At 30.7% G+C, this 15,467-nt stretch carries 9 protein-coding genes and 1 riboswitch; of the genes, 7 read left to right on the plus strand and 2 right to left on the minus strand.

The features are described 5' to 3' along the window. Nucleotides 1–296: 296 nt before the first annotated feature. Entirely contained in the window at nt 297–1,307 is a 1,011-nt protein-coding gene (locus KIB46_RS14540; protein WP_291672816.1) for a cysteine synthase family protein, read from the minus strand. 411 nt (nt 1,308–1,718) lie between these two features. On the opposite strand from KIB46_RS14540, the gene KIB46_RS14545 reads away from it, so the two are divergent. The 3 genes from KIB46_RS14545 to adhE all read left to right on the plus strand — a co-directional run bounded on the left by KIB46_RS14545 (nt 1,719) and on the right by adhE (nt 7,151). Next, a complete protein-coding gene (locus tag KIB46_RS14545) occupies nt 1,719–2,882 on the plus strand; it encodes an AI-2E family transporter (protein WP_291672818.1) in 1,164 nt (387 codons plus the stop codon). Nucleotides 2,883–2,902: 20 nt separating this feature from the next. Beyond that, nucleotides 2,903–4,120, plus strand: coding sequence for a peptidase T (pepT, locus tag KIB46_RS14550; RefSeq protein WP_291672820.1), 1,218 nt, complete (start codon nt 2,903–2,905; stop codon nt 4,118–4,120). A gap of 403 nt (nt 4,121–4,523) precedes the next feature. Then, nucleotides 4,524–7,151, plus strand: coding sequence for a bifunctional acetaldehyde-CoA/alcohol dehydrogenase (gene adhE, locus KIB46_RS14555; RefSeq protein ID WP_291672822.1), 2,628 nt, complete (start codon nt 4,524–4,526; stop codon nt 7,149–7,151). A gap of 85 nt (nt 7,152–7,236) precedes the next feature. On the opposite strand, the gene KIB46_RS14560 is transcribed toward adhE, so the two are convergent. After that, entirely contained in the window at nt 7,237–8,586 is a 1,350-nt protein-coding gene (locus KIB46_RS14560; protein WP_291672824.1) for a PLP-dependent aminotransferase family protein, read from the minus strand. Between the two features lie 235 nt (nt 8,587–8,821). Between KIB46_RS14560 and KIB46_RS14565 the strand changes: the two genes are divergently transcribed. The 4 genes from KIB46_RS14565 to thiC all read left to right on the plus strand — a co-directional run bounded on the left by KIB46_RS14565 (nt 8,822) and on the right by thiC (nt 14,971). Next, nucleotides 8,822–10,054, plus strand: coding sequence for a Zn-dependent hydrolase (locus KIB46_RS14565; RefSeq protein ID WP_291672826.1), 1,233 nt, complete (start codon nt 8,822–8,824; stop codon nt 10,052–10,054). A 16-nt stretch (nt 10,055–10,070) separates the two neighbouring features. Continuing rightward, nucleotides 10,071–11,354 carry an NCS2 family permease gene (locus tag KIB46_RS14570; RefSeq protein WP_156561630.1) on the plus strand — a complete coding sequence of 428 codons (1,284 nt, stop codon included), beginning with the start codon at nt 10,071–10,073 and terminating at the stop codon, nt 11,352–11,354. A gap of 285 nt (nt 11,355–11,639) precedes the next feature. Then, nucleotides 11,640–13,418: an adenine deaminase gene (gene ade, locus KIB46_RS14575; protein ID WP_291672828.1), complete on the plus strand. Its 1,779-nt coding sequence runs from the start codon at nt 11,640–11,642 to the stop codon at nt 13,416–13,418. Nucleotides 13,419–13,471: 53 nt separating this feature from the next. Beyond that, nucleotides 13,472–13,568, plus strand: a riboswitch (TPP riboswitch). A 95-nt stretch (nt 13,569–13,663) separates the two neighbouring features. Next, entirely contained in the window at nt 13,664–14,971 is a 1,308-nt protein-coding gene (gene thiC / locus KIB46_RS14580; RefSeq protein ID WP_291672830.1) for a phosphomethylpyrimidine synthase ThiC, read from the plus strand. Nucleotides 14,972–15,467 lie beyond the last annotated feature (496 nt).

Genomic DNA, 15,467 nt, shown 5'->3' on the forward strand with positions numbered 1-15,467 from the left:
ATAGAAATTAAGCATAGGATTTTGAGAATCCTATGCTTTTGGGGTTTTACTTACAATTAAGTTTCCCGAAGGGAGCGTGGCGCAGCCACTTTTTTTATTGTCTAGGAAAATATAAAAGTTCAATTAGCTATAAATCAAAGGTATTATTACATTTTCATATTAAAAAATATAAAATAAAGGATAGTAATTTTGTAATTTCCTTACCTTTAGTACGGGTGGGGTGGATATTTGTTTTGATGTGACTTGGAGCTTGTGACGGAACTAGCAAAATAAATACCCGCTACACCTTTTTTTAGTTATAAAGTTTTAAATTTTATTAGTTCTACATTTTTAGATATATAACAATCTTTTACTGGTTCAATGTTACACAAGTCTGTTGATAAATACTTCTTATTATCATCAGCAAAAACAGTTACTATAACAGGATTCTTTTTTTGTGACAGTTCATAGGCCTTTATTGCTCCTAAGAAGTTAGCACCAGAGGATATGCCTACTCCTAACCCTAAAGTTTTAGATAACTTTTGTGCCATAAGTATTGCGTCTCCATCATCCACTCCAATAACATCATTCACTTTAGAAAAATCTAAAATAGGGGGAATAAATTCGTCCACTATTCCTTGGATTCTATGTTCATTTACTTGGGTGCCTGTAGATAGTGTGGGTGAATTAGATGGTTCTAGAGGATATATTTTTATATTAGAATTATGTTTTTTTAAATAAGTCCCAATTCCCATAATAGTTCCCCCTGTACCTACACCAGCAATAAATGCAGAAGGAGTTAGATTGTACTTTTTTAATGTGTTTAATATTTCTGGTCCGGTAGAACAGTAGTGTGCTTCTGTATTATATTTATTAGAAAATTGTTTTGGTAAAAATACATTCTTATTATTTTTAGCAATTTCTTCTGTCATTGATATACACTTTAAGAAACCACCATCCTCCTTGGATACTAAGTTTATTTCTGCGCCAAAGCTTTTTAATAATTTCTTTCGTTCATCACTCATCCAGTCTGGCATATATATTACCACTTTATGACCTAAATAAGTACCAATTGAACTAAAAGAAATCCCAGTATTTCCACTTGTAGCTTCTATTATAATATCATTAGGCTTTAATTCTTTGTTTTCATATGATTTCTTCATGATATGAAGTGCCATTCTATCTTTTATACTTCCAGTATAATTATAGTATTCTAGTTTTGAATAAATTTTTATTTCCCTATCATTATAAATACAGGTTATTTCTACTAGAGGTGTGTTACCAATTACCTTTTCTAATGATTTTAGCTTTGAATGTATAGTTAACATTGCACAACTCCTATATATTTTTATTTTATTGAAATTTAAGTCTCACATTAATTTTAATGCAAAGACTTTATTTTTTAGAACTAATAAATATTTACAGTATGCTCTTCTTGCTAAGTATTTATTTATAGTGCATTATTTCTTTGGAAATCCCACTTCTAGGAGAAACATTGGGGAAAATTGTAACTATCTCTGTTAATCAAGCTGAAAAGTATCTTTTTTAAAATTATAAATCCAGCAATACCATACATTTTAAGCCATCTTTTCCTATTTTCTAAAATATGTTTTTATTAGTTATAAATAAAAAACTTAATATTTTATTATAAATAGCTAATTCTATTGCTGTAGGATAATAAAAAAATTATAATAAAAGTGTCATAAATGTTAAAAAAATAATAATTAAGAGAGGTAAATATGAAAGTAAATTGGAATACTAAATATAATACAATATGCGTATATACATTTATTTTAGTGTGTTTTATTATATTATTTTATTTATCAATATCACAATTAAGTGTATTGTGGGGGAAAGTAGGGAAAGTAATAAGTTTATTACAACCGTTTATATTTGGATTTGCTATTGCGTATCTATTAGATTTTTTATTGAGATTTTATGAAAGTAGAATGGAAAATATTAAGTGTTTTGAAAAAGTAAGCTTTAGAAGAAAAAGAACTGTAGGACTAGTATTAACTTATATAACTACATTTTTAGTTATAGTTTTATTTATGCAATTTGTTTTGCCACAAGTAATAGACAGTCTAGTTGGGTTAATTAATGATATTCCTACATATATAAACAATACAACAAAGCTATTTCAGGAGATAGTTCATAAGTTTGATTTAAATGAAGAGGTATTTAATTTTATAAATACAAATTTTAATGATGTAACTAATTATATAATAAAGCAAGCAACAAATATGTTACCTGTATTGGGTGGAGTGGTAACTTCTACTGCTGCAGGACTATGGAATGTAGTACTTGGAATAATAATTTCAATATACATTTTAATTGATAAGGAAAAATTCTGTGCATTAGCTAAGAAAATCAGCTATGCTATTTTACCACAAAGGGCTGCAGATAAGACTATAGAGATAACTCATAGAAGTAGTGATACTTTTGGAAAGTTTTTAAGTGGAAAGATACTTGATTCATTAATAATTGGTATATTAACATTTGTTGTCTTAACAATATTTAAAATGCCATATACTTTATTAGTATCTGTAATAGTTGGGATAACTAATATAATTCCATTCTTTGGACCGTTTATTGGGGCTATACCTTCAGTAATAATAATATTATTCGTATCTCCAATTAAAGCATTATGGTTTTTACTTATAATTCTTGTGATACAACAAATTGATGGTAATATAATAGGACCGAAGATTTTAGGAGATTCTATAGGTATATCAGCATTTTGGATATTGTTTTCTATATTAGTAGCTGGTAAATTCTTAGGGTTAGTAGGAATGGTAATAGGCGTACCTTTATTTGCGGTAATATACTCTATAATAAAAGAGGTGGTAGAAAGTCAATTAGATAAGAAAGGTATGAAGACAAAAACAGAGGACTATATGTAATTATTAAAGGAGGAGTATTGATGATTAGAGAAGAATTATTAGAAAGATTTTTAAGATATGTTAAGGTTAATACAAGATCTGATGAAAGAAGTGAAACTACCCCAAGTACAACTTGTCAGTTAGATTTAGCTGGAATGTTAAAGGATGAATGTGAAAAGATGGGGTTAACAGAAGTAACTCTTGATGATAAAGGATATGTAATGGCAACTTTACCTAGCAACATTAAGAAAGATGTTCCAGTTATAGGTTTTATAGCACATATGGATACATCTCCAGATTTTAAAGGTGAAGGAGTAAATCCTCAAATAGTAGAATACAATGGTGGAAATATATATTTAAATAAAGATATAAATATTTATTTAAGTGAGTCTAACTATCCTGTTTTAAAGGATTTAATTGGAGAAACTATAATTACAACTGATGGAACAACTCTTCTTGGAGCAGATGACAAAAATGGTATAGCAGAAATAATGACTGCTATGAGCTATTTAATAAAACATCCAGAGGTTCCTCATGGAAAAATAAGAATAGCATTTACTCCTGATGAAGAGGTAGGCAGAGGTGCAGATTTCTTCAATGTAGAAAAGTTTGGAGCAGATTTTGCTTATACAATAGATGGTGGAGCGTTAGGAGAATTAGAGTGTGAAAACTTTAATGCATCTTCCGCTATAGTTAAGGTAAGTGGTAGCAACATTCATCCGGGATATGCTAAGGACAAAATGAAAAATAGTATTCTTATAGCATATGAATTCCATAATGAGTTGCCACAAAATGAATCACCACAACATACAAGTGGCTATGAAGGATTCTATCATTTAAATGATATTGAAGGCTCAGTAGAAAGTACAACTTTAACTTATATATTAAGAGACTTTGAAACTGAAGGAATTAATAATAGAAAGAATAAATTAAAGGATGTTGAAGAAAAGTTAAATTCAAAATATGGAGATGGAACAGTAGAAGTTATTCTGAAAGATCAATATAAAAATATGAAAGAAATAATTGATAAGTATCCTGAGGTAATGGAAAGAGCGAAAAAAGCTATGGAAGCTTTAGATGTAGTTCCTGAGTTAGTCCCAATTAGAGGTGGAACAGACGGATCACGATTATCTTTTATGGGGCTGCCTTGTCCTAATATATTTACTGGTGGATATAATTTTCATGGTAAATATGAATTTACTGTAGTTTCATATATGGAATTAGCTTGTAAAACAATAATCGAAATATGCAAATGTTAAAAGAAGTCCAATATTGGACTTCTTTTATTTGTAAATATTTCAAATAGTGAAATACATAATTATATTTATTTAGTTAGAAAGTTATCAATTATGTGGAAAAATAAGCTTAAATATAAATGAATGATATAAAGTTTAAATGCACAAAATAAATATAGTTGCAACAAGAATATTGTTAAAAAAACTACATACATAACTATGTAAATGTTTTTATAGAACCTAAAAATATATAAATTTGACAAAAAATTTACATAAAAGCAATTATTTGATGTACAAATTAAATAAAAATTAAAAAAGTCGATAAAAAACATTGACAAAAAATAAACAATAAAATAAAATAAAGATGTAGTAAGAATGATAAAAAAATCACAAATGATTATTAGATAAATTTTAGGAGGAACTAAAGATGGCAGTTACTAATGCACAAGAATTAACTAAAAGAATTCAAGAATTGAAAGAGGCGCAAAAGATATTCGCAACTTATACTCAAGAGCAAGTAGATGAGATTTTCAGACAAGCTGCTTTAGCAGCAAATAATGCAAGAATTAAGCTTGCAAAGATGGCTGTTGAAGAAACAGGAATGGGGATTGTTGAAGATAAGGTTATAAAGAATCATTTTGCAGCGGAATATATATATAATCAATATAAAGATATGAAAACTTGTGGAGTTTTAGAAGAAGATAAAACTTTTGGAGTTACAAAAATTGCAGAACCAATAGGAGTTATAGCTGCTATAGTTCCAACTACAAATCCAACATCAACAGCTATATTTAAAACATTAATAGCTTTAAAAACTAGAAATGCAATAATCATAAGTCCACATCCAAGAGCTAAGAAAGCTACAATAGCAGCAGCTAAGGTTGTTTTAGATGCAGCAGTTAAAGCAGGTGCTCCAGAAGGAATTATAGGATGGATAGATGAGCCTTCAGTTGAATTATCAGGAAATGTTATGAGAGAATCAGATATAATACTAGCTACAGGTGGACCAGCAATGGTTAAAGCTGCTTACTCATCAGGAAGACCAGCTTTAGGAGTTGGTGCAGGAAATACTCCAGCGATTATAGATGAAACAGCTCACATAAAAATGGCTGTAAACTCAATTTTATTATCTAAGACATTTGATAATGGAGTTATATGTGCATCAGAACAATCAATCGTTGTTTTAGAAGAAGTTTATGATGAAGTTAAGAGAGAATTGGCAGATAGAGGAGCTTATATCCTTAAGGGCGAAGAAATAGATAAGGTTAGAAAAGTAATCTTAAATGATAGAGGTGGACTAAATGCAGATATGGTTGGTCAATCAGCATATAAGATTGCACAAATGGCAGGTGTTAATGTTCCAGAATCAGCTAAAGTTTTAGTTGGGGAAGTAACTTCAGTTGAATTAGAAGAACCATTCTCACATGAAAAGTTATCACCAGTATTAGCTATGTATAAGGCTAAATCATTCGAAGAAGCTTTAGATAAGGCGGATAGATTAATTGAATTAGGTGGTATGGGACACACTTCAATACTATACACAGATCAAATAAAGTCAAAAGATAGAATATTAACATTTGGTGAAAGAATGAAAACTGCTAGAACTCTAATTAATATGCCAGCAGCACAAGGAGCTATCGGAGATTTATTTAACTTTAAGTTAGCACCATCATTAACACTAGGATGTGGATCATGGGGTGGAAACTCAGTTTCAGAAAATGTTGGTCCTAAGCACTTAATTAACATTAAGAGCATTGCTGAGAGGAGAGAAAATATGCTTTGGTTTAGAGTTCCAGAAAAGACTTATTTCAAATATGGTTGTTTACCAGTAGCTCTTGAAGAATTACACGATATGGGTAAAAAGAAAGCCTTTATCGTAACAGATAAAGTATTATTCCAAATGGGCTACACAAATAAAGTAACAGAAGTATTAGAAAAGAATGGAATACAATATAAGATATTCTCAGATGTTGAACCAGACCCAACATTAAGATGCGCAAGAGCTGGGGCTAAAGAAATGTTAGATTTCAATCCAGATGTAATTATCTCTCTTGGTGGTGGATCAGCTATGGATGCTGCTAAGATTATGTGGGTTATGTACGAACATCCAGAAGTAAACTTCCATGACTTAGCTATGACATTCATGGATATCAGAAAAAGAATTTACAAGTTCCCAACAATGGGTCAAAAGGCTATGATGGTTTCAATAGCTACATCAGCAGGGACTGGATCAGAAGTTACTCCATTCGCAGTTATAACTGATGAAACTACGGGAGTTAAGTATCCATTAGCTGACTACGAACTAACTCCAGATATGGCTATAGTTGATGCAGAGTTAATGATGACTTCACCTAAGGGATTAACAGCTTGTGCAGGTATAGACGTATTAGTTCACTCTATAGAAGCATATGTATCAATTATGGCATCTGAATACACTAATGGATTAGCTTTAGAAGCTATTAGATTAGTATTCAAATACTTACCAGATGCTTATAATGAAGGAACAACAAACGTTAAGGCTAGAGAAAAAATGGCTCATGCTTCATGTATGGCTGGTATGGCATTCTCAAATGCTTTCTTAGGAATAAACCACTCATTAGCTCATAAGCTAGGTGCGTTCCACCACTTACCACACGGTATGGCAAACTCTTTAGTAATGAACGAAGTTATAAGATTCAATGCTACAGATGCGCCAACTAAGCAAGCAGCATTTGCTCAATACAAATATCCAAATGCAGCATGGAGATATGCTAGAATTGCAGATCATCTAGGATTAGGTGGATCTACTAATGAAGAAAAAGTAGAATTTTTAATAAAAGCTATAGAGGAATTACAAGCTAAGGTTAATATGCCAAAGACAATTAAAGAAGCTGGTATAAGTGAAGATGCATTCTATGCAACACTTGATGAAATGGTAGAGCAAGCATTTGATGACCAATGTACAGGTGCTAATCCAAGATATCCATTAATGAGTGAATTAAAGGAAATTTATATAAATTCTTATGAAGTTAAGAAAGAAACTTCAAAGGAAGTAAAAAAGCCTAAGAAAAAATAACATTTATATATAAAACTACAAAAGTTGATTTCATAAAAAAGGGCCGTATCTCATAAGATATGGTCCTTTTTGTGATGTGTAAATTCTAGCTGTTGATTAAACATTTTTTTATTATGTTTAGCCCATTAATAATATCCTTTGTACTGACGCTAGATATACTAAGCCTTATTCCTTTTTTGTAAAATGAATTATCTATAAAACAGCGTTTACCAGGCCCTACAATAACTTTGTTATTTCTTAATTCTTTAATTAATATGTCTTCGTTTATATGGTCAGGAAGAAATATATAACTATAAAAACCTGATATGTCACTAAAACAATTTATGCCTATATTCTTCAAAGTTAAAAGTTCATTTGAAAGTATTTCATGTTTCTTTTTTAAATCATTCGTTATAACATCACTATGTTTTTTTAAAATATTGCTTCTTATATATATTTCAAGGGTAGCTTGAGATAATAGTGATGGTGAGATGTAATATCTTATATCTAATTTTTTTATATGATTTTTAAAGGAGTCAATTAAGTTGTTAGGCATAACTGAAACTCCAACTCTCATCCAAGGCATAATTTTTGAAAAACTTTTAAGATATATGACGTGAGTGAAGTCAGAGTATGAATAAATGGGATCATATTTTTCGTCTGTATAAATATCTGAAAAATAATCATCTTCTACAATATAAACGTCATATTTAGCTGCTAATTTAGCAATTGCTTTTCTTTGAGATTTTTTTAAAGTAGTGCCTAAAGGGTTATGGTGACGTGGTATTGTATAGAAAAATTTAATAGGCTCTTCTTTAAAAATTTTTTCTAATTTGTTTAAATTGATACCATCTTCATTTCTCTCTATTCCTATTATATCTATGTTTAACATTTTTAGGTTATCTAAAAAGTGTCCATAACTTGGTTGTTCTAATAATATCTTTGTTTTATTATTTGGAAAGTTCATATCTATTAATAGATTAAGAGTTTGAACTGTTCCCATAGTAATAAACAAGTTTTCTTTTTTAGTGAAAACTTGAAAATTTGATAAATACCTAAGTGAAGCATCTTTTAAAGAATCTACCCCGGTATGATTGGAGTCGAGAGAATTGTTTTTGTAAAGATCTCCTGCCCAATTTAGACAGTGTTTTAAATCAGGTATATTCATATCCCCGATTAAAGTATTACCGCTATAAAAGTTAATTGTATCTGATGTGGAGATGTTAATTTTATTTATGTTTTCTACAATATAATATCCACTTTTAGGATTAGCATATATAACATGATTATTTTTTAAAGTATCATAAGCTTTTATTACTGTGTTTATTGAACAGTTATACATTTTACTAAGCTCACGGACAGAAGGTATTTTTTTACCTACTGTATATACTCCTTTTTCTATTCCTTCTTCTATATCATTGATTATTTTCTCGTATAATTTACTAATAATAAACACCTTCTTAACTGTTATGGTACAGTTTTAGAATATCATAATTAAATTCTATTTTCTATAAATGAGATAAGTATTAATTAGTAGTGGATGATTTTTTGTAGTAATAGAAATTAATACGAAAATTAGATGATTATATTAAAAAAAAGTTCGACAAAAGTAGAAAAAAGTCTTGACTTAGCGAATGATGTTTTATATATTATAAATATAGTTCGTTACTAATTCGAAGGATGGATAAGGTATGGAAATTAATATACATAGGGTAATGAAGGGGATTGAAAAGCTTAGCGAATTTAACTCTACTCCAGAAAAAGGTTGTACAAGATATTCTTATAGTAAGGAGGACTTACTTGCTAGGGAATATTTAATTAACCAAATGAAAGAGGCTGGGTTTGAGGTAAGCGTTGATAATATAGGTAATATAAAAGGATTATTAAAAGGAACAGAGGAAAAGTTACCAATTGTTATAAGCGGATCACATATTGATACTGTTAAACATGGAGGTAATTATGATGGGATACTTGGTGTTGTTGCTGCTATAGAAATTGGAAGAGTTATAAAAGAGAATAACCTAAAGCATAGAAGAGGATATCAAGTAGTTATTTTTACTGAAGAAGAAGGATCTAATTTTTCAGTTAATCTTCTTGGAAGCAAAGCTATTGCTGGTAAGATTGAATTTGAGGATATAAAGGATCTTAAAGATAGTATGGGCATTTATATGGTAGATATGATAGAGAAATTAGGGGTGAATCCTAGAAAAGTATCTGAATGCAGAATACCAAAGGAAGAAATACATTCTATGATAGAGCTTCATATAGAACAAGGAAGAGTTTTAGATGAAGAAAATATTTCGGTAGGAATAGTTAAAGGAATAAATGCTTTAAATTGGTATGAGGTAAAGATAGAAGGTCAAGCCAATCATGCAGGTGCAACTCCTATGAAATATAGGAAGGACGCTTTGGTTGAAGCATCAAGATTGATTGCTAATATACCAGACATAGTTGAAAAGCTTGGTGATGAATCAAATGTAGCAACTGTAGGAGTTATAGAGTGTAAGCCTAATTTGCCAAATGTAATTCCCAAAGAAGTAAAGTTCACAATAGATTTAAGAGGTATTGAACCTGATACAAATAAAAGAATTTTAGAAGAAATAAAAAATGAACTTAAAAAGATAGAAAATGGTGGGGTTAAGACTTCTATAAAAGAACTAACTAAGGCTAAAGAAACTAAGTCAAATGAAGAAATATTAAAAATTATAGAAGAGAAAGCTTTAAAAAGAGAAATAAATTATAAGTTAATGTATAGTGGCTCAAACCATGATACAAGCATTATTAGTGAAATATGTGATGTGGCTATGATATTTGTACCTAGTGTAAATGGAAGTAGTCATTGTCCAGAAGAGTATACAAAAAAAATAGATATTCAAAATGGATGTCAGTTGTTATTAGATACAATAGAAGAATTGATTAAGTAAACATTAGGGGGATAAAATGTTAGAGAAACTATTTAAATTAAAGGAACACAACACAAATCCAAAAACTGAAATAACAGCAGGTATAGTTACATTTATGACTATGGCTTACATTTTAGTTGTACAACCATCTTTTATGGGAGCAGCAGGAATGGATGTTGGAGCAGTAACAGTGGTTACAGCAATTCTTTCAGCGATATTCTCATTATTTATGGGATTATACACTAACTTACCATTTGCTTTAGCACCTGCTATGGGAAGTAATGCTTTCTTTGCTTTCACACTTGTTGCTGGGGGAGTTGTTTCTTGGCAAACAGGATTAGGAATGGTATTTATTTCAGGAGTGATTTTTTTACTACTTTCTGTTTTAGGATTAAGAGAAGTTATAGTTAAGTTGATTCCTAAGAATGTAAAGCTTGCTATAGGAGCAGCAGTTGGATTTTATATAGTTTCACTTGGATTCAAGAATGGTGGAATTATGCAAATAGATGGTTCTATTTCTATGGGAGATATTAAAACACCAGCAGTATTACTTACAATTATAGGGTTATGTTTACTGGTTTTCTTAATGGCAAGAAATGTTAAGGGAGCTGTATTTATAGGAATTATAGCCACTACAATTATAGGGATTCCAATGGGAATTACACAAGTACCAGAAACTTTAATATCAATGCCTCCATCAATTGAACCGATTTTTATGAAGCTTGATATTATGGGGGCATTAAAGTGGAGTTTCTTCCCATTAATATTCACATTCTTTGTTGGAGATTTCTTCTCAACTTTAGGTACTTTAATAGGTGTTTCTGCAAAGGCAGATCTTTTAGATGAAGAAGGAAATTTACCTAATATTGAAAAACCATTCTTGGTAGATTCAATTGCTACAATAGTAGGTGCGTTGTTTGGTTCAACAGTAGTTACAACTTACATAGAATCAGCTTCAGGGGTTGAAGAAGGTGGAAGAACTGGTTTAACAGCAGTATCAACAGCAGTATGTTTTGCTCTTGCAATATTCATAACACCAATAGTTGGTATGATACCAAATCAAGCTACAGCACCAGCCTTGATAATTATAGGATTAATGATGTTATCAGGACTTAAGGATATAGATTTTAGTGATTTTACAGAATCATTCCCGGCATTCGCTACAATTGCATTTACAATATTCACAAACAGTATTTCAAATGGTATAAGCATGGGGATTATAGCTTATATGTTTACGAAAGTAATGGCTGGGAAATATAAGGAATTAAATTGGGGAATTTATATTTTATCAATACCGTTGATTTTATACTTCTTAATATAGAAATAATAGAGCTGTGGCAATAGAGAGGAAAATTTATTCTCTATTGCCACGGCAACTTTTTATTAAGGCAAAAAAGGATGTATCATAGTTTTGAATTCTATATGCAGTTCTTAACTTTTTAAAAATATAAGAACTTAAGAACTTAAGAAGTTATAGTAAAAATGCGGAGTTGAATGGATTTTGGTGAGGTGAATTTTAATTGGCAATAATTTACTTTAAGAATAAAAATAAAAATTATAGTGACACCGCAGAACAACCAAATTATATAGTGAAAGGATGAGTTTTATGTGGATTTTACCTAATGATAAAAAAGGATTAATAGAAGCAGCAAATGGAAAAAGAGAATATGATTTAGTAATTAAGAACGGAAAAATAGTTAATGTATTCACTGGAGAAATTTATGAAGGTGAAGTTGGGATATATGAAAAGCATATTGGAGACGTTACATGTAGCATAGATGAAGAGAGAGAGTCTCTTAAAGGGAAAAAATATTATGATGCAGAAGGAAAATATGTAATTCCAGGATTAATAGATGCTCATATTCATATTGAAAGTACTTTACTTACTCCAAGAAACTTTGCAAAGGCAGTAACTGCACATGGTACAACTACTGTTGTTACAGACCCTCATGAAATAGGAAATGTTCATGGAATTAGAGGCGTTAAGTATATGCATGATTCTAGTGAAGGGCTTCCAATGAGACAATACATATTAGCACCATCATGTGTTCCAGCAGTACAAGGTTTAGAAAATGCAGGGGCTGAGTTTGATGAAAAAGATATAGAAGAAATGTTGGATTTAGAAAGAGTTATTGGTATTGGGGAAGTGATGGACTTCATTGGAGTAATTGATAATGATGAAAGGATGGTAAAGATTGTTGAAGCTGCCGAAAAGAGAAATATGTTTATTCAAGGGCATGCTCCATCTTTAACAGGAAAACAATTATCTTCTTATCTTTGTGCGGGGATATTAAGTTGTCATGAAAGTAGAAATGAAATTGAAGCTAGAGATAAGATGAGAAAAGGTATGTATGTGGATGCTAGAGAAAGTTCTATTTCTAAGGATGTAACCAAAATAGTAAAGGGAGTTAAGGATTTTAGATATTTAACAAATCTTACTTTATGTACTGATGATAGAGAAGTGGATGAAATATTAACTAGTGGTCATATGAATGATGTTGTAAAAACAGCTGTAAAAGCAGGTTTAAATCCAGTTGATGCTATAAGATGTGCAACATTAAATAATGCAAGAGAGTTAGGGATAAGAAACTTAGGTGCATTAGCTCCAGGATATTTAGCAGATATAGTTGTTTTAGAAGACTTAGAAAACTTTAAAGTTAATGCTGTAGTATTTGAGGGGGAAATAGTTGCTGAAGATGGGAAGCTGTTAAAAGAAGTAGAGAATATAAAATATGATATTGAAGAAGAAAACTCTGTTCACGTTAAAGATTTAAAAGTTGAAGATTTTATGTTGAAAGCACCTATAAAAGAAGGAAAGATAAAAACAAAGATAATTCAATATAGAAGTCAAATATCCTCAGTTACAGATTTTGTAGAAAAAGAATTGAATGTTAAAGATGGATATATAGATTTATCAGGGGAAGAGGATTTAAAGTTTGTAATTGTTATTAATAGGCATGGTAAAGATGAGAACAAATCAATAGCTGTTGTAAAGAATTTTGGGTTAACTAAAGGTGCATTAGGAAGTACTATATCACATGATAGTCATAATCTAACAATAGTATATGACGATCCTAAAGAAGCTTTACTAGTAGCAAATGACTTGATCCAAATGGGTGGTGGATTAAGTTGTGTGGAAAATGGTGAATTGAAAGAACATTTACAACTAAAAGTTGCAGGGCTAATGTCAAATAAAGAAGCAGAAGAGTTATCTAAGGATGCTAACAAGATGAAGAAAGCTATAAGAGAATTGGGTATTACTGAAATGCCTAATCCATTATTAAGAATTGTAACCCTTGCACTTCCTGTAATTCCTTGTGCTAAGATGTCTGACTGTGGTGTTGTAGATGTATTGAAGAAAAAGTTAGTAAGTATATTTGAGTAACAAAAACTTGATAAAAATATCAATAAATGGTATATTAGTGTAAAAGAATATAGCGAATTAGCTAGGGGTGCCGTAAGGCTGAGAAGGATTTTCCTAACTCTTGTACCTGATATGGATAATACCATCGTAGGGAAGCTTATAATTTGAAAATTTAAGCTTGCATATGCAAGCTTTTGTTTTTGAAAGTGGTTATAACCTAGCAAATTAATTTGCTAGGTTTTTTTATTTTAATGAGGAGGATTATTATGAGTTATACAACACAAATGGATGCAGCTAAAAAAGGTATTATAACAAGTGAAATGGAAATAGTAGCTGCAAAGGAAGAAATTTCAGTGGAAGAGTTAAGAGAATTAGTGGCAGAAGGGAAAATTGCTATACCAGCTAATAGGAATCATAAGATGCTAAGCCCAGAGGGAGTAGGGCAAGGTCTTAAAACTAAGATAAATGTAAATTTAGGGATATCTAAGGATTGTCCTGAATGTGAGAAGGAGTTTGAAAAGGTAAAAGTAGCATTAGATATGAAGGCAGAAGCAATAATGGACCTTTCTAACTATGGTAAAACTGAAGGGATGAGAAGAAAAATAGTAGACATGTCTACTGCTATGATTGGGACTGTACCTATATATGATGCTGTTGGTTTTTACGATAAGGAATTAAAAGATATAACAGCAGAGGAGTTTCTTAAAGTTGTAGAGAAACATGGACAAGATGGAGTTGACTTTATAACAATACATGCGGGGTTAAATAGAGAGGCTGTGGAAATAGTTAAAAGAAATAAGAGACTTACTCACATAGTGTCAAGAGGTGGTTCGTTATTATTTGCATGGATGGAATTAAATAATAAAGAAAATCCCTTTTTTGAATATTATGATGAATTGCTAGATATTTGTGCTAAGTACGATATGACAATTTCTCTTGGAGATGCGTTAAGACCTGGAAGTATTAATGATTCTACAGATGCTAATCAAATAAAGGAACTTATTACATTAGGAGAATTAACTAAAAGAGCTTGGGAAAAGAATGTACAAGTTATAATTGAAGGCCCTGGCCATATGGCACTTAATGAGATAGAAGCTAATATGATTTTACAAAAGAAGCTATGTCATGGGGCACCTTTTTATGTTTTAGGGCCTTTGGTAACAGATATTGCTCCGGGGTATGATCATATAACATCTGCTATTGGTGGAGCTATTGCAGCAACATATGGAGCAGATTTCTTATGTTATGTTACTCCAGCTGAACATTTAAGATTACCTAACTTAGAAGATATGAAAGAGGGAATTGTAGCTGCTAAAATTGCAGCGCATGCAGCGGATATAGCTAAAGGAATAAAGGGAGCAAGAGAATGGGATAATAAAATGAGTAAAGCTAGAGCAGATATTGATTGGGATACTATGTTTGATTTGGCTTTGGAACCAGATAAAGCAAGAAGATATAGAGCTGAATCAAAACCACACGATGAAGAGAGCTGTACAATGTGCGGAAAGATGTGTTCTATGAGAACCATGAAGAAAATATTAAATGGTGAGGATTTAAATATATTAAGAGATTAATTCTAAATAAAATAGAGAATAAAATAATATTTATGTAAGAAGAAGAAAGGAGCGCTATTAGAAATAGTGCTTCTTTTGTTGTATTGGTAACGAATTGAGTTATTAAAGTAAAGATTTATAGTATTAATTTGATGGAAAGAAAGATTAAAAGGGGATAAATAATGTAAACTTATCCTGGAGTATCGGTATGAGGAAAACGTAGAAAGTAAAAGAAAAAACATGAAATAATAGGGACTATTTTGAATAAAAAGGTTAGATTGATTAATAGGATTAGAGAATTATGTTAAGATAAATCTCGTCGCTGACGGAAACGAGTCGCAACGAAATAGAAAAAGAAAAAAGTTGTTGACAAGATTTCGACAAGATGATAAGATAAGAAAGTCGCTTGGGTGCGACGCACAAATTGGTCTTTGAAAATTGAACAGAATATAAAGTTAAAAACCAGCAATTCTTTTTTACGAGTAAACTTGAGAAATCAAGTTGTCAGATTAAACTT

This window comes from Clostridium sp. (genome assembly GCF_018372875.1).
Taxonomy (GTDB): Bacteria; Bacillota; Clostridia; order Clostridiales; family Clostridiaceae; genus Clostridium.

Bases quoted from the DNA above. Each gene is read 5' to 3' on its own strand.
- adhE (WP_291672822.1), top strand. From the start codon at position 4,524: ATGGCAGTTACTAATGCACAAGAATTAACTAAAAGAATTCAAGAATTG.
- KIB46_RS14565 (WP_291672826.1), top strand. From the start codon at position 8,822: ATGGAAATTAATATACATAGGGTAATGAAGGGGATTGAAAAGCTTAGC.
- KIB46_RS14570 (WP_156561630.1), top strand. From the start codon at position 10,071: ATGTTAGAGAAACTATTTAAATTAAAGGAACACAACACAAATCCAAAA.
- thiC (WP_291672830.1), top strand. From the start codon at position 13,664: ATGAGTTATACAACACAAATGGATGCAGCTAAAAAAGGTATTATAACA.
- ade (WP_291672828.1), top strand. From the start codon at position 11,640: ATGTGGATTTTACCTAATGATAAAAAAGGATTAATAGAAGCAGCAAAT.
- KIB46_RS14545 (WP_291672818.1), top strand. From the start codon at position 1,719: ATGAAAGTAAATTGGAATACTAAATATAATACAATATGCGTATATACA.
- KIB46_RS14540 (WP_291672816.1), bottom strand. From the start codon at position 1,307: ATGTTAACTATACATTCAAAGCTAAAATCATTAGAAAAGGTAATTGGT.
- pepT (WP_291672820.1), top strand. From the start codon at position 2,903: ATGATTAGAGAAGAATTATTAGAAAGATTTTTAAGATATGTTAAGGTT.